18 protein-coding genes, 1 tRNA gene and 2 pseudogenes are annotated in these 20,843 nt (G+C 52.0%); 11 read left to right on the top strand and 10 right to left on the bottom strand.

All coding sequences use genetic code 11. The annotated features are described in order from the left end of the window. Positions 1-20: 20 nt before the first annotated feature. Positions 21-290: pseudogene (locus U869_RS0104370) on the top strand (Bcr/CflA family drug resistance efflux transporter); the annotation flags it as partial. 60 nt (positions 291-350) lie between these two features. Here U869_RS0104370 and U869_RS0104375 read toward each other — a convergent pair. Both U869_RS0104375 and U869_RS0104380 read right to left on the bottom strand, forming a co-directional pair. Next, on the bottom strand, positions 351-1,295 hold the full coding sequence (locus tag U869_RS0104375) for a p-hydroxyphenylacetate 3-hydroxylase reductase component (protein WP_025122961.1): 945 nt from the start codon (positions 1,293-1,295) through the stop codon (positions 351-353). Between the two features lie 20 nt (positions 1,296-1,315). Then, complete coding sequence (locus U869_RS0104380) at positions 1,316-2,485, bottom strand: p-hydroxyphenylacetate 3-hydroxylase oxygenase component (protein ID WP_025122962.1); 1,170 nt, start codon at positions 2,483-2,485, stop codon at positions 1,316-1,318. A gap of 418 nt (positions 2,486-2,903) precedes the next feature. On the opposite strand from U869_RS0104380, the gene U869_RS0104385 reads away from it, so the two are divergent. From U869_RS0104385 to U869_RS0104400, 4 genes are all read left to right on the top strand, one after another. Next, the gene (locus U869_RS0104385) at positions 2,904-3,383 is read left to right on the top strand and encodes an Hcp family type VI secretion system effector (RefSeq protein WP_025122963.1); all 480 of its coding nucleotides are present in this window, start codon (positions 2,904-2,906) and stop codon (positions 3,381-3,383) included. A gap of 14 nt (positions 3,384-3,397) precedes the next feature. Next, on the top strand, positions 3,398-4,114 hold the full coding sequence (locus tag U869_RS0104390) for a hypothetical protein (RefSeq protein WP_025122964.1): 717 nt from the start codon (positions 3,398-3,400) through the stop codon (positions 4,112-4,114). Between the two features lies 1 nt (position 4,115). After that, a complete protein-coding gene (locus U869_RS0104395) occupies positions 4,116-4,448 on the top strand; it encodes a DUF2645 family protein (RefSeq protein WP_051588703.1) in 333 nt (110 codons plus the stop codon). A gap of 391 nt (positions 4,449-4,839) precedes the next feature. After that, positions 4,840-6,087, top strand: coding sequence for a Zn-dependent hydrolase (locus U869_RS0104400; protein ID WP_025122966.1), 1,248 nt, complete (start codon positions 4,840-4,842; stop codon positions 6,085-6,087). Here U869_RS0104400 and U869_RS0104405 read toward each other — a convergent pair. After that, positions 6,081-6,959, bottom strand: a complete 879-nt coding sequence (locus U869_RS0104405) for a helix-turn-helix domain-containing protein (RefSeq protein ID WP_025122967.1) — start codon at positions 6,957-6,959, stop codon at positions 6,081-6,083. The genes U869_RS0104400 and U869_RS0104405 overlap by 7 nt on opposite strands. A gap of 282 nt (positions 6,960-7,241) precedes the next feature. Here U869_RS0104405 and U869_RS32830 point away from each other — a divergent pair. The 6 genes and pseudogenes from U869_RS32830 to U869_RS0104435 all read left to right on the top strand — a co-directional run bounded on the left by U869_RS32830 (position 7,242) and on the right by U869_RS0104435 (position 12,149). Next, positions 7,242-8,385 (top strand): annotated as a pseudogene (locus U869_RS32830) (MFS transporter). Between the two features lie 20 nt (positions 8,386-8,405). Further along, positions 8,406-9,206 (top strand): dihydroorotate dehydrogenase electron transfer subunit, encoded by an 801-nt coding sequence (locus U869_RS0104415; RefSeq protein WP_025122968.1) that lies wholly within the window; start codon positions 8,406-8,408, stop codon positions 9,204-9,206. Then, positions 9,203-10,138 carry a dihydroorotate dehydrogenase gene (locus U869_RS0104420; RefSeq protein WP_025122969.1) on the top strand — a complete coding sequence of 312 codons (936 nt, stop codon included), beginning with the start codon at positions 9,203-9,205 and terminating at the stop codon, positions 10,136-10,138. Before U869_RS0104415 ends, U869_RS0104420 begins: the two co-directional genes overlap by 4 nt. Before the next feature lie 13 nt (positions 10,139-10,151). Beyond that, a complete protein-coding gene (gene pyrC, locus U869_RS0104425) occupies positions 10,152-11,204 on the top strand; it encodes a dihydroorotase (protein WP_025122970.1) in 1,053 nt (350 codons plus the stop codon). A gap of 284 nt (positions 11,205-11,488) precedes the next feature. Further along, on the top strand, positions 11,489-11,842 hold the full coding sequence (locus tag U869_RS0104430; protein WP_025122971.1) for a type II toxin-antitoxin system RelE/ParE family toxin: 354 nt from the start codon (positions 11,489-11,491) through the stop codon (positions 11,840-11,842). Between the two features lie 4 nt (positions 11,843-11,846). After that, the gene (locus U869_RS0104435; protein WP_025122972.1) at positions 11,847-12,149 is read left to right on the top strand and encodes a helix-turn-helix domain-containing protein; all 303 of its coding nucleotides are present in this window, start codon (positions 11,847-11,849) and stop codon (positions 12,147-12,149) included. A gap of 76 nt (positions 12,150-12,225) precedes the next feature. On the opposite strand, the gene U869_RS0104440 is transcribed toward U869_RS0104435, so the two are convergent. From U869_RS0104440 to U869_RS0104470, 7 genes are all read right to left on the bottom strand, one after another. After that, a tRNA-Asn gene (locus U869_RS0104440) sits at positions 12,226-12,301 on the bottom strand. A gap of 240 nt (positions 12,302-12,541) precedes the next feature. Next, positions 12,542-13,600, bottom strand: coding sequence for a ferric ABC transporter ATP-binding protein (gene fbpC / locus U869_RS0104445; protein ID WP_198530707.1), 1,059 nt, complete (start codon positions 13,598-13,600; stop codon positions 12,542-12,544). Positions 13,601-13,625: 25 nt separating this feature from the next. Then, the gene (locus U869_RS0104450; RefSeq protein ID WP_025122974.1) at positions 13,626-15,704 is read right to left on the bottom strand and encodes an iron ABC transporter permease; all 2,079 of its coding nucleotides are present in this window, start codon (positions 15,702-15,704) and stop codon (positions 13,626-13,628) included. Between the two features lie 67 nt (positions 15,705-15,771). Continuing rightward, positions 15,772-16,803 carry an ABC transporter substrate-binding protein gene (locus U869_RS0104455; RefSeq protein WP_025122975.1) on the bottom strand — a complete coding sequence of 344 codons (1,032 nt, stop codon included), beginning with the start codon at positions 16,801-16,803 and terminating at the stop codon, positions 15,772-15,774. A 262-nt stretch (positions 16,804-17,065) separates the two neighbouring features. Next, positions 17,066-18,358: an MFS transporter family glucose-6-phosphate receptor UhpC gene (gene uhpC, locus U869_RS0104460; protein WP_025122976.1), complete on the bottom strand. Its 1,293-nt coding sequence runs from the start codon at positions 18,356-18,358 to the stop codon at positions 17,066-17,068. 88 nt (positions 18,359-18,446) lie between these two features. After that, positions 18,447-19,979 (bottom strand): MASE1 domain-containing protein, encoded by a 1,533-nt coding sequence (locus U869_RS0104465; RefSeq protein WP_025122977.1) that lies wholly within the window; start codon positions 19,977-19,979, stop codon positions 18,447-18,449. 12 nt (positions 19,980-19,991) lie between these two features. Next, a complete protein-coding gene (locus tag U869_RS0104470; RefSeq protein ID WP_025122978.1) occupies positions 19,992-20,621 on the bottom strand; it encodes a response regulator transcription factor in 630 nt (209 codons plus the stop codon). Between the last annotated feature and the right edge of the window lie 222 nt (positions 20,622-20,843).

Consider the following 20,843-nt stretch of genomic DNA (forward strand, 5'->3'; position numbering starts at 1 on the left):
ACACATTGAATACTTGACCGTTTATGTCGCTGGTCAACGCCATTGGCACCAATTGCCTGTCGTTATTGTTGCAACAGCGCGGCCAACAGGCAGGAAGTGCCAGCGCCCTGGCGATCTCGTTGCAGTTTGGTATGGGCGCGCTGGCAAGCGTGGCCGTTTCCTGGTTGCAGGACGACACTCCGTTCGCCATGACGTTGGTGATGGCCGTCTGTGCGGCGTTAGGTTGGCTAGGGCAGCGGATGTCTGTGGCGCGGATTGGTTCGCAAGTACAGCAGAGTGGTTCTGAGTAACTGAAATCCCTCATTCGCATTCCGTTGCCGGCAATGCGAATGAGGAGTAGCGACGTAAACTTACTGGCTATTGGCAATAATACCGCGCAACAGCTTCTTCAAAATGCCGACTTCGTCTGCCGAGAAGGCGGACAGCACCTGTTCCTGTTGTTTGGCGGCAATATCTCTCAACACGCTGGCCTGACGTTCGCCTGCCTCGGTCAGGTGATGACCGCTCTCGGTGCTGGATACCAAGCCTTTGCGGCACAAGGCTTCCTGCGCCTCTTCGATCTCTCTGGTTGGCATCGCCATTTCTGCTAACAGGCAGGCCTTATCCAGACAGGCAGCGCTATCCAATACCAGCAGCATTCTGGCCTCGCTGGCCCGCAACCCGGTGGAGAGCTGCTTGGGCTGGTAACTGCTTTGATAGCTGCGCAACGCCTGGGTGAGCAAGTAGAAGACGTTGTTGTTCAAACGCTCCTGTCTGGCGCTGGGCACGGCGTCCTGTGCAACGCGCTCTGCCACCTGCGGATAAGGTAGCACCATGGAATAGGCCCCTTGGTGATACACCAGCGGCGCGCGGCCTAAATCGTCAAACGCCACGACTTTACCAATCAGGATCCAGTGGTCACCGCCGTCTACCTGCTGATATTTCTCACACTGAAAACGTGCGGCACAATGGTCGAGCAAAGGGGCACTGCCCGCACCGATACCAATTTCGATCCCAGCAAATTTGTCCTCGCTGGGGCGAGCGAAGCGATTGGAAATATCCATCTGATCGGCGGCCAGCACGTTTATGGCAAAGTGGCTGGCCTGCTCAAAAATCGAATAGCTGCCGGAACGTTTATCAATGCTCCACAAGACCAACGGCGGATCCAGTGACACCGAGTTGAAACTGTTGGCCGTGACACCCACCCGGGTGCCATCTGCCGTTGCTGCTGTTACTACCGTCACCCCGGTGGCGAAATTACCCAGCGCACGGCGAAATGCTCGGGGATCCAGATCAGGTTCTGTGTGATGTGTCATCTAATAGGTTCTCCTGCTCGTTACACCATCGTCGGATCGGGTTCTAGCCCCATCAGTTCGCGCCCCAGGATCTGCGCACAGACATCGTAATCGGTATAGGCGTGTGCCCCGGTCATATGAGCATCGCGGAACAGACGCTGGATTTCATTGCTTTCCATCCAACTGGTTGCCCCTGCGGCGCTGAACAAGCGATCGACCGATTCGATGCACATTTTGACCGCATAGGCCTGGTTGGTGCGCCAGAACGTCAATGTCTGGTGAGTGGGATATTGGTGCTGGCGGCCGTGTTCGGCATGTTCTTGCCAGGTTTTTTCCAAAAAGGCGCGGGCGGCGGCAACCTGGTGGGTCGATTCTGCCAGACGCATCAGCGCTGGGGTCGCCGTGCCCACGCTGGCTCCGGTATAGGCCCGCACGCGGTTTTGGGTTTTCTCTTTAAAGGCGACCAGCATACGTTCTGCCACGCCGAGGCTGATGGCAGCAAATCCGCAGGCAAAGTAAGGGCGATAAGGAGAGTAGAAGATATTGCTGTCTGGGTAGAGACCGTAACCCGATGAGCGCCCGTGCATCATGTCTTGAGCCGCTTCAATGCGGTGGTTGGGAACGAAGGCATTTTTGATGATCAGCGTTTTGGAACCGCTGCCGCGCATACCTACGGCAAACCAGTCATCGCGAATTTCGTAGTCGCTACGCGGGATCACGCCAAAGCTGTAGAGCAACTCGCCGTCGGCGTTTTTGCGGCGGAAGCCGACAATCGCCCATTCGGCATGGTCACAGCCGCTGCTCCAACCCATTTCGCCGCTCAGATAGACACCGCCTTCGGCCTCTTCAATACGGCCAAATGGGGCAATGCTGCTGCTGGCGGTTGCGTCTGGGTTATCACCCCAGATCTCTTGCTGTAGCTTGGGGGAAAACATGGCGATCTGATGGCTGTGGGTGCAAAGCAGGCTGAAGGCCCAGGCCGTTCCACCGCAGGCTCCTGCCAGCGCAGCGACACAGTCGGTGAATTCCGGTAAGGAGATTTCCAATCCACCGAATTTTTTCGGTTGGAACACCCGGTGCATACCTATGCTTTTTAACAAACGGATATTCTCTTCCGGTACTTTTCGTTCGCTTTCAGCCTGGGCGGCATTGGCAGCGATAAGTGGCAGAATCGGCAGTAATTTTTCCAGCATCGGGTTGCTAGTTTTCATCAGTTGGTTCCCTCGGTAGGGGTGGGCGTGCGATGAGTATGCGGCAAGGTTATTTTAATGGAATGTAACATTCAGGTAAAAAATTGTACTTTTCATGTTAAATGTTGCGAGTGTGATCTGGGGCAGGTCTGAGAGGGGGCTAGATGTGAGTCTCTCAGTCAGTCAGCTAATGTGTAATGGCTGAGATTGCATAAATATTAGTCATTATTTGGTTGAGTTATGCCGGTAACTTTCATAAAATCCGCACGATAGGAGGGGGCTTGTCAAGCCTCAGAAAAAATATCAACTAAGAGTTTTTACCATTGTTATTTGACTACATTTTTGTAAGTTTTCCCACCAGCCGATTTGAGTTGTACTAGTCATACCCTGGCGAGTAAGGGACTTTCAGGGGATATACATCTAAAAAGAGGGAATTTACATGGCAAATAATATCTACTTGACGATCAAAGGTAAGAAACAAGGACTGATCTCTGCAGGATGCTGTACACTTGACTCCATCGGAAATAAATACCAGATAAGGCATAAAGATCAAATTCTTGTGTTGCAGTTTGATCATGCTATCAGCCGTAGCCAGCATACTAACCACCATCCGATAAAATTCTGCAAACCTATCGATAAATCCTCGCCACTCTTTGGTATCGCAATCTCGAATAACGAAGAACTCGACCTTCTTTTTGATTTCTATCGCACGACCCAGATGGGGGCTCAGGAAAAGTACTATTCAATCATGCTCACTGGAGCGACCTTAAAGAATATTGCTGTTTCCTATCCACATGCTTTGAACCATGCTGATAGCCAACCGGAGGAAATGATTTCTGTTGCTTACCAGAGCATTGATTGGAAACATCATATCGCCGGAACCGGAGGCTATAGTATCTGGGATGAGCGAGTGTATTAATAGGGAGCAGAGACATGCGAGACAGTATAGTTGCACGGAATCAGTTCTGTGATATCACCCAAGTTGGGTTTAGAAAGTGGGATGAAATCGACGCGCTTTTCTGGAGGCTGACGAAAAGCAATCCAGAGAGAAAAAGTGGAGAGTTTTACTTAAACGCATATAAGGATGCCTATGTTCAATACAACAAAGACAGGATTAAAAATTACGCCTACCAGGCAGGTATTCTTCCTGAACTGTTAGGAGGAGTTGCGTGGATTGAGTCAGGAGGAATGCCTGAGGAATATAAGTTTCAGATATTCGAAGCAAAACGAGCTTTGGGTCTTAAGGCTTTTCCAGAGGATAAAACCTCTTTTGGTTCTGTTGCCATGCAAATTCAGGTCGCAGCAAGCACACTGGGGTTAGATCCTAATACGCTGACAACACGGGATCAACTTGAGCTTGCAACCTGTTTGATGGAGGATGATTTCAACCTGTGGATCGTTGCCCAACATCTGCGGGATATGACCCTCTACGACTATCCAAATGTGGCAAGCCTTTACCTGTCTGATGAACAGTACATGATGGCTGGGATTCGCTATAATCGTGGCATAGAAAGAAGGTTGAACGACTTTATTCGCTTCATCCATATGAAACCGGAAAGGGGTTCTGTAGAGTTTGACTATATCTCGTATGGTGCTCGATTATTACAGATTCGGAACCATATCAGAAAGTTGCTGGGACTAAACGCCTAAAATGAAAATGGATAAAGAAAAGGTTATCGATATTATTTCTATGCTGGGCTATTTTGTCCTTGCCTATTTTTCTATTGAGTTATTTTCTATCAACAAATATGACTGGATGATGGACGTGGGGGATACTGTGTGCAGTATTCCCCATCAATCGCTTAGTAATCGAACCCTCCAAGCATCTATAGCTGCATTTTTTCTGGTTACCCCCTTGCTGATTGCGTTACTGCGCAATATCTACATTCGAAACCGTTATAAAACGTGGCTTTACACGTCAGGGATACTAGGGGTTACTATTTATGGTGGCTGGATGTTCTTTGGAAGATTTATCTGGTGTTAGTTTAATGTTAAAAATAAACGTATCGAATTCAAATTGATAAAATCATCTAATGATTATCGATTCATCTTACTTGATTTTAGTATCATTTTTGATACTGACATTGATCGTAACCTGATGTAATAAAGCTCTTAAATAAGTAATTAAATTCATAACTATATGATATATATAAATAAAAAATAGCATGGCTGTCACTAATTTTAATCGGTCGAGAGAGAAGTGTGATTTACGTCCTGAAAATCTAAAAATTTAGACAAAATATTTGACTACCCCACTGGAGTTAGGGATAAAGTAGCTATCAGCCACGTTGGTCAGCAGATGTATCATTGTTGTAGTCTAATTTTATAGACAACACTCGGGTGGCAATCAATCAGATCCCTATAGAGGTAGGCAAATGATTCAGCAATGCTACACCATGCATGATATGGAAACCCTTTTTGAAACGCTGAAAACGTTTAACAAACCTGGCGAAATGAAGGGAATCACTCGCTTGGCTTACAGTAAGGAAGACGAAGCCGCTCATCAATTTATGGTTGAGACGATGGGGGAGCATGGCTTATTCGTCCGTAAAGATGCGATCGGCAATATTTTTGCCAGACTTCCTGGGCAAAATAGCCAGCTACCCGCGGTAGGAACAGGCTCTCATTTAGATACGGTCCCGCAAGGTGGGGCTTACGATGGAGCGCTGGGTGTCGTCACTGGCTTTTATGCGTTAATGCAATTTAAAGCAGGAGAGCTATTACGCGATCTGGAGTTAGTGATTTTCCGTGCCGAAGAGTCCAGCCGGTTTGGCTTCTCCTGTATTGGCAGCAAGGTAATGACCGGCAAGGTAAAAGCGGATCAATGGGCAGAAAACGTTGATGATGAAGGCCAGAGTTTTTTCCAGGTGAATGACGACGCAGGCTATGCCAGTGAAAAAATAGCCAGTTGCTGTTTACCTGATCATTATTTCTCAGCCTTTATTGAACTGCATATTGAGCAAGGTAAACGGCTTGAAAGTGACGGTTTGACCATTGGTGTCGTAAATGGTATCGCAGCGCCAACCCGATTTGCCGTGTTAGTCAGAGGGCATGCCGATCACTCAGGAGCAACGCCAATGTATCAGCGGCAGGATGCGTTAGTTGCGAGTGCAATGATCATTGAGGATATCAATCATGCCGCGTGCCGAGAATCTCCCTGGGGCACGGTGGCCACCGTGGGCAAAATGGAAATTCAGCCGAACTCAATGAATGTCATTCCTGGCGAAGTGACGTTTTATGTTGATATTCGTGGTATTGAAAAGTCCAGTATTTCCCGGGTTGCCAGCAGGCTGCAAGAGGCGGTGCATAAGGCTGAAAAAGACAATGATGTCACCATTACATTGAGAGAGATCTCGTCGGAGGAGCCGGTCAAGTTGGATGATGGCCTTTGTGATGTGCTAGCTCAGCAGTGTGAGAAAAATGATATCAGCTACATGAAAATGTTGAGCGGGGCCGGTCACGATACCATGAACCTGGCTCAGAGGTATCCGGCGGCGATGATTTTCACTCCGTCAAAAGGGGGTATTAGTCATCACCCGGACGAGTTTACCCATTTCTCAGATATTGAAGTCGCAGCAACCTTGCTAAAAGAGACCTTGAGGGAGTTGGGAAACCGTCAGTAGCGCTCAAGGGTTTTCTTTAGCAAATCGATAGCATCACTTTTTTTGGTGGATGTTTCCCAGAGCTTATTAAAGAAATGATGATAAGAGCTAATAGCTTCTTTTGAGTTGGTTACGGATGCTATTCCCGCAGAGACGTTCGGTAATTCACCCAGCCGAAATGGGCTGACGGCGACGGATAAAGGCATGGAGTGTTGATAAAAGATCTGGAAGGTAAGGGATGGGATCGCATCCTTGGAAATAGCTATTTCAAGGGGGCTTGAACCTTCTTCGATGACATCGATAAGATGCTTTATTTCATTCCTGGCGTGGAGAACACGTTCCATTCTGGTACTGGGGGGAAGGTTCAATGAACCAATCAGGCCAAGGTGAAGGAATTTTTCAATTTGTTGAATACCGATTAAATTGAATAGTTTTGGCGTGTGTTTATGTATGCTCTTTTTGCGTTGGCTCAGAATAGTAATAGTATTGAGTTCTTGCTGAGTTGGCTGAGATTTTTCCGCAGAGGTTTCGGCTAACATCAATTGCAGAAAATCATCGTATCTGTCTGATGTCAGCAAGTAAGAAAAAGGATCGAAATGAGAATAAATATGGGTAGATGATTCTTCCAGTTGTCTCATTCGCTCAAAGAAACCGGCGGCATTAGAGTAGTATTCGGTATCAACCCCTAACAAACTGAGTAAAGAGGTATTCAACAGTTGCGCTAATTTTTCCAGCGTTTCTATTTTAACAATTTCACCTTTTTCAAGGCGATATACGGCGGCTCGTGAAATACCAATATTATCAGCAATCTGTTCTGCTTTTAACCCAGCGGCTATCCGATAGGCTCGTAGCCGTTGACCAATGGTTTTGTAGTCGATCGTATCGTGTTTCATTGGCATGCTTAAAAAAATAAAATTTTCAATAATCTAACATAAAATGATGTTTTTTTCAACATTGATAAAATAACGGTCTATTCGTAACTTTTTGCAACCCGCTGTACTGGAATGATTATAAATAAAATGTGATTGACTAAAACTGGAGTGAATATGAATAACTCATATCAGAATACGGATCATTATTCTCCTGAAAACAAACTATCTCAGCAGCAACAAGACGGAGAGGAAGAAACCCATAGTTATAAGGTCAAGTCTGTCTTTACTTCGGTTACCGGACTTATGATTGAGGGTTTTGATTTGCTGATGATCGGATTTTTAATTTCGTTTATCACGGTGTCATTATCTGTCACGCCCGGAGAGGCCGGAGCCTTGGTCAGTTGGTCTCTGCTTGGAACGGTTGTCGGGGGGATCACCTTCGGTATTATCAGTGACAAGTACGGACGTGTCTTTGCGCTTCGGTGGGGCATTGTGCTGTACATGATAGCGACGGCACTGTGTTATTTTTCTGTCGGGTATAACGACTTGGTCGTATATCGTTTCCTGGTGGGGTTTGCCATGGGTGGGGAACTTGGCATTGGTATGACCCTGGTGGCGGAAGCCTGGCCTGCTAACAAACGTGCGCAAGTCTCCTCTTATGTTGGCCTGGGATGGCAATCTGGCGTATTTTTGGCCGCCGTTATTCCACCCTTGTTGTTACCTATCATTGGTTGGAAAGGCATGTTTCTGGTTGGCATTTTGCCGGCAATTTTGGCTTTCACGCTGCGTTCTCAACTGCAAGAGCCCAAAATATTCTTACGGAAGGTAAAGGAGCGGAAGGAATAAAATATCGCTCAAGTTGTTATTCAGCGATGCGACAACGACGAAGAACACCATTGGCATCATGATCCTGACCTCGGTACAGAATTTCGGATACTACGGCTTGATGATTTGGCTGCCAACATTTATGGCAAAACAGCTGGGTTTTTCTCTCGGCAAATCCAGCCTGTGGACAGCGGTAACGATTTTAGGCATGGGTGTGGGGATTTGGGTGTTTGGTAAACTCTCCGATTATTTTGGCCGCAAGCCAACCTTCATTTTTTATCAAGTCGGTGCACTGGCCATTATTCTTATCTATGCCCAATTGGACGACCCGATGACCCTGCTGTTTGCTGGCGCCATTATGGGCATGTTTGTCAACGGCATGTATGCGGGATATGGGGTTTTGATTTCTGAAAGCTACCCCACGGAAATCAGAGCGACGGCGCAAAATATTCTTTTCAATGTTGGGCGCGGGATAGGTGCGACTGGCCCTCTGGTGGTTGGCGTGCTGGCCAGCACTTATTCTTTTGCGTATGCGATTGCGCTGCTGGCTTCAATATATGTCCTGGATGTCATTGCTACGGTGTTTCTTATCAAGGAAAGCAAAGGCGTTTCCTTGAAATAATGGTTAGATGAGGTTTTATTATGGCTGCTACAGAGGGTAAATTCCGGGTGCTCGGTAACGATTGGGTCAATCAAGAATACAAGCATATGATTGTTGACGCCGGGCCGCTAGCATTAAACGTTGAACCTGGGCAATTCTTTAATCTATTGTGCCCGCAGACAGACACCGATAAACCTTTCTTTCGTCGCCCGATGAGCACTTATTATGCCGATGAAGGGACGAATACGGTTGAGTTTCTCTATAAGGTCACGGGGGCCGGCACACGAGGGCTGGCAACGCTAAAGGCAGGCGATGGCCTGCAATTTCTTGGCCCGCTTGGCAATGGCTTCACGGTAAAGCCGGACTATCAGCATATCATGGTAGTCGCGCGCGGGGTCGGTCTGGCTACGTTAGCTCCGCTTGCGGAACGGGCAGCAAAAATGAATATTCATGTGACGGCACTGCTCAGCGCCAGAAACCAGCAAAGCCTGATGTCCCAACAGCGATTTCTCAATATTGGGGCCACGGTGATCGAAGTTATTGATACCGATGATTCCAGTTCTGTTGCTAACGTAGAGGCATTAATTCGCCAGGTGCATGGCAAAAGACCGGTTGATGCCATCTATACCTGTGGCTCAGCACGAATAGCTCGGATGTTACAGGCATTGATTGCCGAAATTGATATAGCCGGAGAAGTGGCATTGGAGCAACACATGGCTTGTGGGATTGGCATGTGCTATTGCTGCGTGCGTCCAATAAAAGTCGGCAAGGCGCTAGCAATGAAGAGCAAGCGCGTTTGCTACGACGGCCCCGTTTTTCATATTAAAGAGGTGGTGTTATGACTGACTTATCAGTTAAGGTCAGCGGCTTGCCACTGCAAAACCCGGTAATGCCAGCTAGCGGTACTTTTGCTGAGGGATTGGCCGAAATCATCGATTTTAATCGCCTTGGCGGTTTTGTTACCAAAACGTTTACCGCGGGGAAACGCCCGGGTAATCCCGTCCCCCGGATCTGTGAACTGAACTCTGCCATGCTGAATGCTATTGGTATACCGAGTAAAGGTCTGGTGGATTACATTGAGCATACCGTGCCTTTTTATCAGCAATTCCAACCGCCACTGATTGCCAGTATTTCGGCAAACACGGCGGCTGAATTTGGCGATTTGGCTGCCCGGTTAAGCGACGTGCCAGGGATCAGTGCCATAGAAGCTAATATTTCCTGCCCTAATATCGAAGCGCACGGCAAAGCCTTTGCGATCGATCCGGGCACCACCGCCAGCGTGATTAAAACCTTGCGGACCTCAACGTCGCTTCCGTTGTGGGCAAAGCTTACGCCCAATACGGCCGATATTATCGGTGTCGCTCAGGCCGCTGAGAGTGAAGGTTGCGATGCGTTGGTTGTGGGTAACACGCTGTTGGGAATGGCTGTGGACATAGAAACCCGGCGGCCAAAGTTAGGTAACATCATGGGGGGAATGTCTGGCCCAGCGGTTAAGCCCGTTATGTTACGCATGACATATCAATGCTTCAAACATGTCAATATTCCCATTATCGGCTGCGGGGGAATATCCAATGCTCATGACGTGATTGAATATATGCTGGCCGGGGCAACGGCCGTTCAGGTCGGGACAGCGACGTTTATCAACCCAGCTACGATGATCAATATCATTGATGAGTTAGCGACATGGTGTGGGCTGCATGGCGTCGAGAGTATTTCTGACTTGACCGGTAGGCTCGATGATTCGCCATTTGAAGCTTATACCGCGCTTTCCTGAATGAGGAGTCGTTATGATTTCAGAACTTGAACTTCGTCGTCCGGATGATTGGCATCTGCACTTGCGCGATGGGGAGATGCTTAAGGCAGTCCTGCCGTATAGCAGTCAACAATATGGTCGGGCAATCATCATGCCTAATCTGGTGCTCCCGCTGAAGAGAACCAAAGACATTGTGGCCTATCGCGAACGAATTCTGGCGGCCTTACCTGAAGGTCATCAGTTTACGCCATTAATGACCATGTATCTCGCCGACGATACCGATCCAGACGATTTGGTTGCAGGCTTCAATGGCGGTATTGTGGAGGCCGTTAAATTTTACCCAGCCAATGCGACGACAAACTCGGCACAGGGCGTAAGCTCAATCGATAAGGTCAGCCGGATACTGGATGCCATGCAGCGTGCTGATATTCCACTGCTGATCCATTGCGAAGTGACGGAAGCGGAGGTGGATATTTTTGACCGTGAAGCCCGGTTTATCGAAACCATTTTGCTGCCGATAACGGTTCGTCACCCTGAACTGCGTATTGTGATTGAGCATGCCACCACGGCCGAAGCAGTCGATTTCGTGATGGAAAGCGGCAGTAATATTGGTGCAACTATCACGCCTCAGCATGTTTTCCTGAACAGGAATGCGTTGTTTAAGGGAGGGATCCGCCCACATAACTATTGCCTGCCAATTTTAAAACGCGAAAAGCATCGTGCGGCGCTGGTTAAGGCCATTACCTCCTCCAGCGGTGAACGTTTCTTCCTGGGAACCGATTCTGCACCTCATAGTCGAGGGAAAAAGGAAAGCGCCTGTGGGTGTGCCGGGGCCTTCAATACGCCCATTGCCCTTGCCTTGTATGCTTCGGTGTTTGATGCGGCCAATGCGCTGGATAAACTGGAAGCTTTTACCTCCATTAATGGCCCCAACTTTTACCGTAAGCCGGTGAATGAAGAAATCGTCACTCTGATCCGCAAGGAACAAACGGTTCCCGAAATTATTAATGTTCCGGACATGGGGGAGGTGGTGCCTTTTCTGGCAGGCGAGAAAATCAACTGGATGGTAAAAGACTCAGAAAAGTGAGCATTATCTTCACTGCGTGCTTTACGGCGCAGTAAGTTCCCGCTTACACCACGTTGTCGTCAGCAACGTCGACGCTTCACGCCCAGAAAGAAGCGCTTGATACACTGCCTGTTTGCGAGACTGTTAGCAACATGCCAGCAACTCCTGCTCACATACAGTGAGAAATGGGAACACCTCTTCCGCTTTCTTGTTTATGCCAGTGCATTTCTTTCACCGGTACGCCATTCTGATGATTATAGCATTGCATCTATATAGCAATTGACCTATATTCATCAGGAGGCCCCGTGTGGTCGATTAAAACAACGGACACGTTTGATCATTGGTTTATCTCACTTAACGATAGCGATCGGGCCAGTGTACTTGCTGCGCTGATGGTGTTGCGAGAAAAGGGGCCTGGATTGTCCAGACCGTATGCCGACACGCTCAAAGGTTCCTGTTTCAGTAATATGAAAGAGTTGCGTATACAAAGCCGAGGCGAGCCGATGCGGGCATTTTTCGCCTACGACCCGGCCCGAACTGGCATTGTGCTTTGTGCCGGAAATAAGGTCGGTAATGAAAAGCGTTTTTACGCTGAGATGAACCCGGTTGCAGACCGGGAATTCACCAACTGGCTGAACACCTTAAAACAAAAGGAGTAACGTGATGGGCAGAACGCTGGAACAGCTTATTGCGGATGAAAAGCCGGAAGTCGTGGCCGAAGCTCAGGCGATGGCGACGGACATCCTGCTCAACATCCATCTTGCCGAACTGCGTGAGAAAGTGAAGAAAACGCAGGTAGAAATGGCACTGGCTCTGGGCATCCGGCAACCTACCGTCGCCAGCATGGAAAAACCGGGCCGCGACCTGAAACTTTCTACCCTTAAGCGCTACGTTGAGGCTGCTGGCGGCAAACTGCGCCTTGACGTTGAATTGCCGGATGGCTCTCACTACGGGTTTTCACTATAAATACGGTAGTAACCAGAGTGCCAATCCTGAATGCAAAAAGCCCGCTTAAGTTTCCTTAAGCGGGCTTCTCTAAATATGGCTCCTCTGACTGGACTCGAACCAGTGACATACGGATTAACAGTCCGCCGTTCTACCGACTGAACTACAGAGGAATCGTTTGAACGAGCGGAATCATAGCGGGGCGCCGGGGGGAAGTCAAAGGGGATTACGCATTCTGCGTTCGTTTGCTTACAGAACGCGCAAGCCGTTGAGGTTTTGGCAGATTTATCTCATGGCTGAGCGTTTTAAACGCCACCGATAGTGATAATGCCCTGCGGTCAGCAGGAAGTCCTCATTCACGCTTGGGATACGGGAAAATACCCCACCCGAAAGACCGGGCGGGGGTGGCAAGCTTACTCGTCGGCCAGCACGAACATGCCGAACGGATGGATTTGCAGGAAATAGCTATCGCCCGGTTCTGGCTGCAACTGCGTGGCGTTGACCTGTAACAGCAGCGACTGATCGTGCCAGTTCACCAGCACTTCATACTGTGGCCCCATATACGCCACTTTGCTGATGGTGCAACGCTGGCTGGCTTCCCCTTGCTGGCTGAGGGTGATGGCTTCCGGGCGAACGCCAACGGTGCATTGCTGCAAACCGGGGGCAAAGCCCTGCGGACGCGGCACCGGGTAGCCAAAGATCTCTACGCCGCTGCTGGTCACCTTGGCCGGGAAGATGTTGGCATCGCCCATAAATCCGGCCATAAAGCGTGAGGCCGGGTAGCGATACAGCGTCTGCGGCGCGCCAATCTGCATGATTTCCCCTTTGTTCATTACCAGCACGGTGTCCGAAACCGCAAAGGCTTCACTCTGATCGTGGGTAACGTAAAGCGAAGTGATATTGAACTGCTGCTGCAACTCGCGGATCTTCTCGCGCATGCTGCGGCGCAGGTTGGCATCCAGGTTGCTCAACGGCTCATCGAACAGCAACACTTTGGGTTTCAGGATCAGCGCACGTGCCAGGGCCACACGTTGCTGCTGGCCACCGGAAATCTGATCGACATAGCGTTCCTCAAAACCTTCCAGATCGACCAGCATCAGGGCTTCACGCACCCGATCGCGGATCTCCGCCTTGGGCCTGCCCAGCATCTTCAGGCCATAGCCGATGTTATCTCCCAGCGACATATGCGGGAACAGCGCGTAGGACTGGAACACCATACAGATGTCCCGCTGCTGAATGGAGCGATCGGTTACGTCCTCGCCGTCGATAAAGATCTGCCCGCCGCTGGGCTTTTCCAGCCCGGCAACCAGGCGCAGGACCGTGGTTTTACCGCAGCCGGAAGGGCCAAGCAGCGTCACCATATCCCCGCGTGGGATGGCCAGGCTCAGGTTTTCAATCACGGTGTTGGTGCCAAACCGCTTGGCAACGTTTTTCAGTTCAACGAAGTGCTTTTTAGTTTGTAGTTCAGACATGTTGTTCATCCTTCTCCGCCGGGTATCAGGCCGCATTTCGGGCTTTGGAACGCGCGACCCGCGCTTCGCCAACCAGGAAATCAAACAGGAAAATAATCGCCAGCATCACCACGATCAGGATCGAACCGTAGGCGATGGCTACACCGTACTCGCCGTCTTCAACCCGATTCAGGATGTAGGACGTTGCGACACGTGTATCAGGCGTCACCAGGAAAACAATGGCGCTGACGGTGGTCATGGCGCGCACAAAGCTGTAAACCAACGCCGAGAGGATCGCCGGGCGCAGCAAAGGCAGCAGGATATACACAATGGTGCGAAGCGAACCGGCACGCAGGCTGAGGGAAGCCTCATCCAATGACTTGTCCAACTGCCCCAAACCGGCGATACCCGCGCGGATCCCCACCGGAACGTTACGCATCACCATCGAAATGATCACGATAGCCGCGGTGCCGGTCAGGTAAACCGGCGCGCTGTTAAACGCCAGGATGTAGGAAACACCGGCCACGGTGCCAGGCACTGCGAAACACAGCATGGTGCTGAATTCGATCACTTTTTTGCCCTGGAACTGTTGGCGTACCACGATATAGGCAATCAACAGACCGAAGATGGCGGTGATCGGTGCCGCAATCCCGGCGTATAGCAAGGTATCGAGCAGGGAAGGCCATGCGCCGTCGCTAAATCCTTGGCCGAACAGTTTGCTGAAGTTGTCCAACGTCAGCGTGTAGTCCACGCCCCAGTTGACGGTAAAGCTGCCGTAGAAAATGCTGCCGTACAGCAGGATGTTGAAGGCGATCCACACATACAGCATCAGCGAGACGCCCCACACCAGCGTTACCGGCAGCGGCTGTACGTCGCCGTGGTTGGATTTGCCGGAAATGGTCACGTAGGAACGCTTGCCGATCCACATGTACTGCACGCAGAACACCAGCAGTGAGAACATCAACAGCACGACGCCCAGCGTACTGGCCGCCTGATAATCAAGCTGTGCACCGGTAATGTAGAAGTAGATCTGCGTAGCCAAGACGTCGAAGTTACCGCCGAGGACCAACGGGTTACTGAAGTCCGCCAGCGATTGAACGATCACGATCAGGAACGAGTTGGCCAATGCCGGTTTCAGCAGCGGCATAAACACCTGGGTGAAGGTCTGGAAGCGGTTGGCTCGCAACGTGTAGGACGCTTCTTCCAGCGACGGATGGATGGTTTTAATGGCCCCATCGAGGATCATGAATGACATCGGCGTAAAGGCCAGTACCTGGGCCAACCAGATGCCGGTAAAACCGTATAGCCAGTTGGTGTTGGTCAGGCCAAACCAGGTCACCATTAATTCGGTGATGTAGCCGGAACGGCCCATCATCAGCGTAACCCCCAAGCCCACCACGAAGGGTGGCGTCACGATCGGCAGGATCGAGAAGATACGGCCAATCACGGCCGAACGGCGGGCAATACGCGTGGTATAAATCGCCAACACCATGCCAAAGAAGGTACAGCCAATGCCTACGGCAACCGACAGCAGGAAGGAGTTCCAGATCACCTGTAGGATGTGCGCCTGCCCGAGCGTTTGAATAAACGCCAGCGGGGCGAAAGCACCGCTCTCATCGGTGAACATCGGGATAAAGATGGCGATGCTGGGATAAATGATAAACAGCACGATCAGGGCGATCACCGCTACCAGCGAACCGAGCACGAAACGATCGCCGCCCAGCCATTCCAGCCTTGAAAGTGCAAGGGTGATCACGGCGCCCAAGGCCAACAGCAACGGCAAGGTAGCGAACCCCATCCCGGTACCGGTTGCAGCGGCGCTGATAAACACCAAAAGCCCACAGGCCAGAGCATAACCGGCATCAAACAGGTGGCGGCTACGTTGTTCGCGGCCTGTGGCAATTTGTGGGCGCACAAGCAGCAGCAGCGGGGCGGCAAACCACAGCACGGCCAAGCCTGCATGCGACCATCCGTAGGCCGCCAGCAGCTCTTCGCTGGTCGCTTCCAGCAGCCCGTAGTCCAGGCTGTAGGACGGTAGCAGGGCGAACCCGGCCAGTGCCACCAGCAACCAGTAGAAAATGGGATCCCGCCCCTGCGCGCTGCGCAAGGTAATGGTTTCAGACATGATATTCCCCGGAGTTGACTAAATTGAAGCGGGCGTAATAACTACGCCCGAAAGATACGGGATGGGATCAGTGGCCCATCTTCACGTCGTTAACCCACTTGGTGATCAGCTTTTTACGCATGTCGGAGGCACCGTAGGTATCCATGTCGTAGTCGATCAGTTTCAACTGATCCAGCTTCAGCGAGTTAGGGGAAGTCTCTGCCGTGGTGTTGGTCAGGATCTGGTAAGACTGGCCTTTCTTCCAGGACAGCTCCTGGGCTTCTTTAGACAGCGCCCAATCGACGAACAGCTTGGCGTTCTCCATATTACGGGCGTTCTTGAGAATGCTGATGCCGCCGATTTCATAGCCGGAACCTTCGCATGGGGAAACCAGCGTCAGTGGAGCGCCTTTCTCTTTTTCCAGCGAATAGTCGTGCAGGAAGCCGATGCCGATGGTGGTTTCACCGCGAGCGGCGTTACGGGCCGGGGCGATACCGGACTTGGTATACTGCGAGATGTTGCCGTTCAGTTGTTTCAGGTAATCAAAGGCGGCCTCTTCGCCCCACAACTGCGCAAAGGTGGCCAGTGCGGTGTAAGCGGTGCCGGAGCTTTGCGGATCGGCGATCTGGATCTCCCCTTTGTAGATCGGGTTGGTCAAATCCTTCCAGCACTTGGGTTCAGGCAGATTTTTCTCTTTCAGGCGGTCAGTGTTGACGCCAAAGCCGAGAATACCGATATACACCGCCGAGGAGTAGTTGCCTTTACGTTTGGCCGGATCGCGGAACTGCGGCATGATTTGCTCCAGGTTGGGTGACGCGTACGCCTCCAGCAAATCCATTTCCCCCGCCTGCGATTGCGGATCCAGCGTGCCGCCATACCACACGTCGGCCTGCGGGTTTTTCTTCTCCGCGTCTACCTTGGCCAGGGTGCTGCCAGAGCCGTTGCGGATAAAGCTGGTCTTGACGTCGTATTTTTCCCCGAACACTTTGGCTTCTTCTTCGCACATGGCGTTGGTGGCACTGCAATAGATCACCAGACGGCCTTTGGCCTGCGCGGTTCCGGCCAGGGCAGTCAGCGCCAGCGTAGTGGCCAGCAGGGTATTGAGAGGTGTCAATTTCATGGTGTTGTCCTTTTTTGTTGTTGTCTTTGTAGGGTAAAGCAAACCAATTTCTTCTCTGATAAAGGGGAACTACGGCGAATTCTTTCTCCCTCACCCCAAGGAGATGGAGCAGCGGTCAGGCTGTGTAGGGGCGCTGCATGCTGCGCCCGTGTAAAGGCCAGATGCGGGATTCAATTTGTGGCACATTCGGTCCCCTCTCCTTGGGGAGAGGGTGAGGGGAACAGCACCGGATCTACCCCTCTCCACCGTGTAAAAATGACGCTTATTGTTGCCGTATCTGCCCGGCCATCAGCAGTGGCATCAACAGCAGGCCGACGCAGGTGGCGGCCAACGCCAGCAGGGCAAAAAAGCCATACCAGCCGTAATGCTGTAACACCTGAGCCAGCGGCCAGCCGGCCAGCGCGGCTCCCAGATAGGCAAACAGGCCGAGAAACCCGGTCACGGTACCGGCCGCATCCTTATGGCAGTGCTCCGTGGCGGCCAGCCCAATCAGCATCTGCGGCCCAAACACAAAAAAACCGAGGCCGAAAAAGCAGGCCGAAAGCAAGCCGTAATGGTGCAATGGGGCCAGCCATAGCGCAGTAGTCGTCAAAAACAGCCCAATGGAGAACAGCAGGATCATCGGCGCCCGCAGGCCGCGAAACAGCAAATCCGAACCCCAACCGGCAAACAGCGCGCCAAACAGCCCACCCAATTCAAACAGTGACAACGTGGCATTGGCCTTCATCAGGTTGACGCCGTGGCTCTCCGCCAGCCAGATGTTGCCCCAATCGTTTAGCGCGATGCGTATCAGGTACACCAGGATGTAGGACACGCCGAGCAACCAGATGGTCGGATTGCGCAAAATGGTGTCATACAACATCTGCCGCATCGGCATGGGCGGACTTTGTTGCTCTTGCCACAGCTCCAGCGGATCGCGTCGCCAGCGGCCTACGCTGGGTAATCCTTGCTGCTGCGGTTTGCCGCACAGTTGCCAGCATAGCCACAGCCCGATCAACATCCCGATGGCTCCTGGCAGTAACAAGGCTGCCTGCCAACCATAGTGCGAAGCCATATAGCCAGACAGCAACGGTACGGCTGCGCCGCCCAGGCTGATCGAGGTATTCCAGGTGCCCCACCAGAAGCCTCGCTCATTGCGTGAATACCAACTGGTGAGCATCTTGGCGCAGGGCGGCCAACCCCAGCCCTGAAAGAAACCGTTTAACGTCCAGACCACCAGCAACGCCGTCAGCGAATGGCAAAAGGCGAATACGATGTTCAACACGCCTGTGATAAACAGCCCGACGCCCATAAACCAGCGCGCCTGGCTGCGATCGCTGACGATGCCGGAGACAAACTTCGAGCCGCCGTAGGCCAGGTAAAACAGCGTACCCAGCAGGCCGATATCCCCTTTGTCCAACCCCAGTTCGAGCTGCATCACCGGCATGGCATAGCTGACGCTTTTACGTGTCAGATAGAATGCGGCGTAGCCGACGATCATCGAAAACATCAGGCGCGGTCGCCAGTAGCGATAGCGGGCACTGATTTGCTCAGCAGTTAGCGTGGCCGATGCCATGGGTTCCTCCAGACAGTGAAAGCAGTGTAGGTAGTTGAAAAGTGAAATGGATGAGACAAGGTTTTAGGCGTCTAAGACTTAGTCCTAGTCAGCCGGGGTTTTTGTTCAATTTTGTGGGCAGGTTAACAATTATGCGTGTGCCGTTACGCCGCTGGAGCCGCCAGTCGCCCCCTAATGCACGCACCCTTTCCTCAATACCGCGCAGGCCAAAGCCGCTGGTGGGTTGCAGCGGCATTCCCTGCCCGTCATCACGCACTTCCAGGGTGATCGTTTGCTGGCTTTGCGTCAGGCTCAAACTCACCTGGCTGGCGCAGGCGTGTTTGCTGATGTTATTGAGCAACTCCTGCGCGACGCGGTAGAGGGTAAATACCAGGGTTTCATCATCTGGCGTGGCGGGCAGGCGGTAATCCAACTGGAAGCCGATCCCCTGTTCGGCAAAGGAAAACTCATCGGCCAGGTGATGCAAGGCTTTTTCCAGCGCCATCTCTTCCAACACTGGCGGGCGCAATTGCCGTAGCAGAGTGCGCGTGGTGTGGTGGATACGCTGCGACAACGAATCAATCTGTTCGGCGGCCAGGCGGGTCGCCGGGGCGGTGGCGCTGCGGTTCACCAGCATTGCCTGGATCTGGATGGCGGTAATATTCTGGCCGATCTCATCATGCAATTCGCGTGCGATGGCCTTGCGCACTTCTTCTTCGGTCCCGATCAGCCGCTCCATCAGCTGGCGTTTGGCCGCTAATTCCTGCTCCAACTGTTGGCGATAGCGCTCTAGCTTTTGCGCCAGTTGCTGCTGGCGGCTGATGGCAATCCCCAAGCCAATGCCCAACAGTGCCTGGGTGGATAGAAATAGCTCCAGCTCACGCAACTCCTGGAAAGCGCCACCGGCCTGGCGGGTGAGGGTAATCATCACGCTGCCAAACAGCGCCGCCAGCACGCCCCCTTGCCAGCCAAATCGGTACGCCATAAACACGTTAGGCAGAAAGATGAAGATCAGCAGCAGCCGCTCCATCTCTGGAGCGATCGCCAACTGTACGCAGATGCCCATGGTGAGAAATAGCGAACACCACAGCAGCAATGAGGTACGTAGCTGTGGCGTCGGGGGGCGTGGAACGGGCATTGACGTCACCAACTGCTCGCGCAGGTAGGTATAAATCAGATAGACAAAAGGCACCAGCAGCACGCCGCCGGTAAAGCTGGTGAGCAACGTTTGGCTGACGGTGATGGGCAACCACAACCCAGCCAGTAACCCGCACAACAGCGCATTGACGGCGATAGCCGCCAGCAATAGCGACAGGCGCTGCCAATACAGGTGATAGCGATACCAGAGCTGCTGCGTGCCCCAGGCGGGTAGCAGGCTTAGCCAAGGCAGTAATAGCACCGAGCGATCGCTCAATAATTGCTGCTCATACAGCCACAGCAGCGTAGCGGCTTCCGCCAATAGCAGCGTAGGCCAGTAACGCCGAGGTAGCAGGATCAACAGCGCTAGCCGTAGCCCTTGGGGAAACAGCAACACGGCGTGTTGGCCGTCATGGCTCAGGTGCAGGCTGATGGTCCACAGGGCCAGCCAACTGAGGGTAAAAAACAGCGCCAGAAACAGCGAAAGCGCCAGTCGGCGCACCATTGGCGGCACCGGTTAATTCCCTGCAAGCAATTGATGTTGCAGCGCGAAATGCACCAGTTCAACGGTGGTATCACAATGCAGTTTGCCGAGGATATTGGCGCGGTGCACCTGGACGGTTTTATGGCTCAAGGTCAGCTGCTGGGCGATGGTTTTGACACTCAGGCCGTTGACCAGCAGATCGAAGATTTCTTTCTCGCGCGGGGTGAGCACCTGTAGCTCTTTTGCTGGCTGTGGCGTATGACGCAGTGCGCGCAAGGCATCTGCGCACAGATAAAGCCCACCGCTGCTGACGGCGCGTACCGCCTGCACCAGTTCATGAGGGCCGCAGCGTTTGGTGAGATAACCACCGGCTCCGGCATCGATAGCGCTTTGCACAAAGGCATTGGTGTCGTAGATGCTGAGAATGATGGCGCGAAAGGTAGGGCGCTGTTGGCGCAAACGCTGGAGCAGGCTGAGGCCACTTTCGTTTGGCATGGCGATATCCAGCACCGCCACGTCGATCGGATCGCGCAGCAGATGCGGCCAAGCCTGTGCCGCCGAGTCGAACTGGCCGACGATACGGATATCTTCTTCCAGCGACAGTAATTGGGCAAACCCGGAACGGACTACGATGTGGTCATCTATCAGCGCAACGTTAATCATATGGCCTGTAACAAAGTATGTAGATTTTCCGCATCATGCGCAGGAAAACGCTGGCTGGCAACTGCTGCACCGCAAAATGGAAGGGAGTTAACAAACTTGACATTAAAATGGCGGAAACCGCTGACCAACTCTCTCGGACTCACTACGTAGCGGCGCTGCATGCTGCGCCCATTTGGATAATCAGTAGATTGGCCAGGGTCGAACATGTTCGACCCTACAAAT

Origin of the sequence: Serratia sp. H1w (assembly GCF_000633355.1) — a bacterium.
Taxonomy (GTDB): domain Bacteria; phylum Pseudomonadota; class Gammaproteobacteria; order Enterobacterales; family Enterobacteriaceae; genus Chania.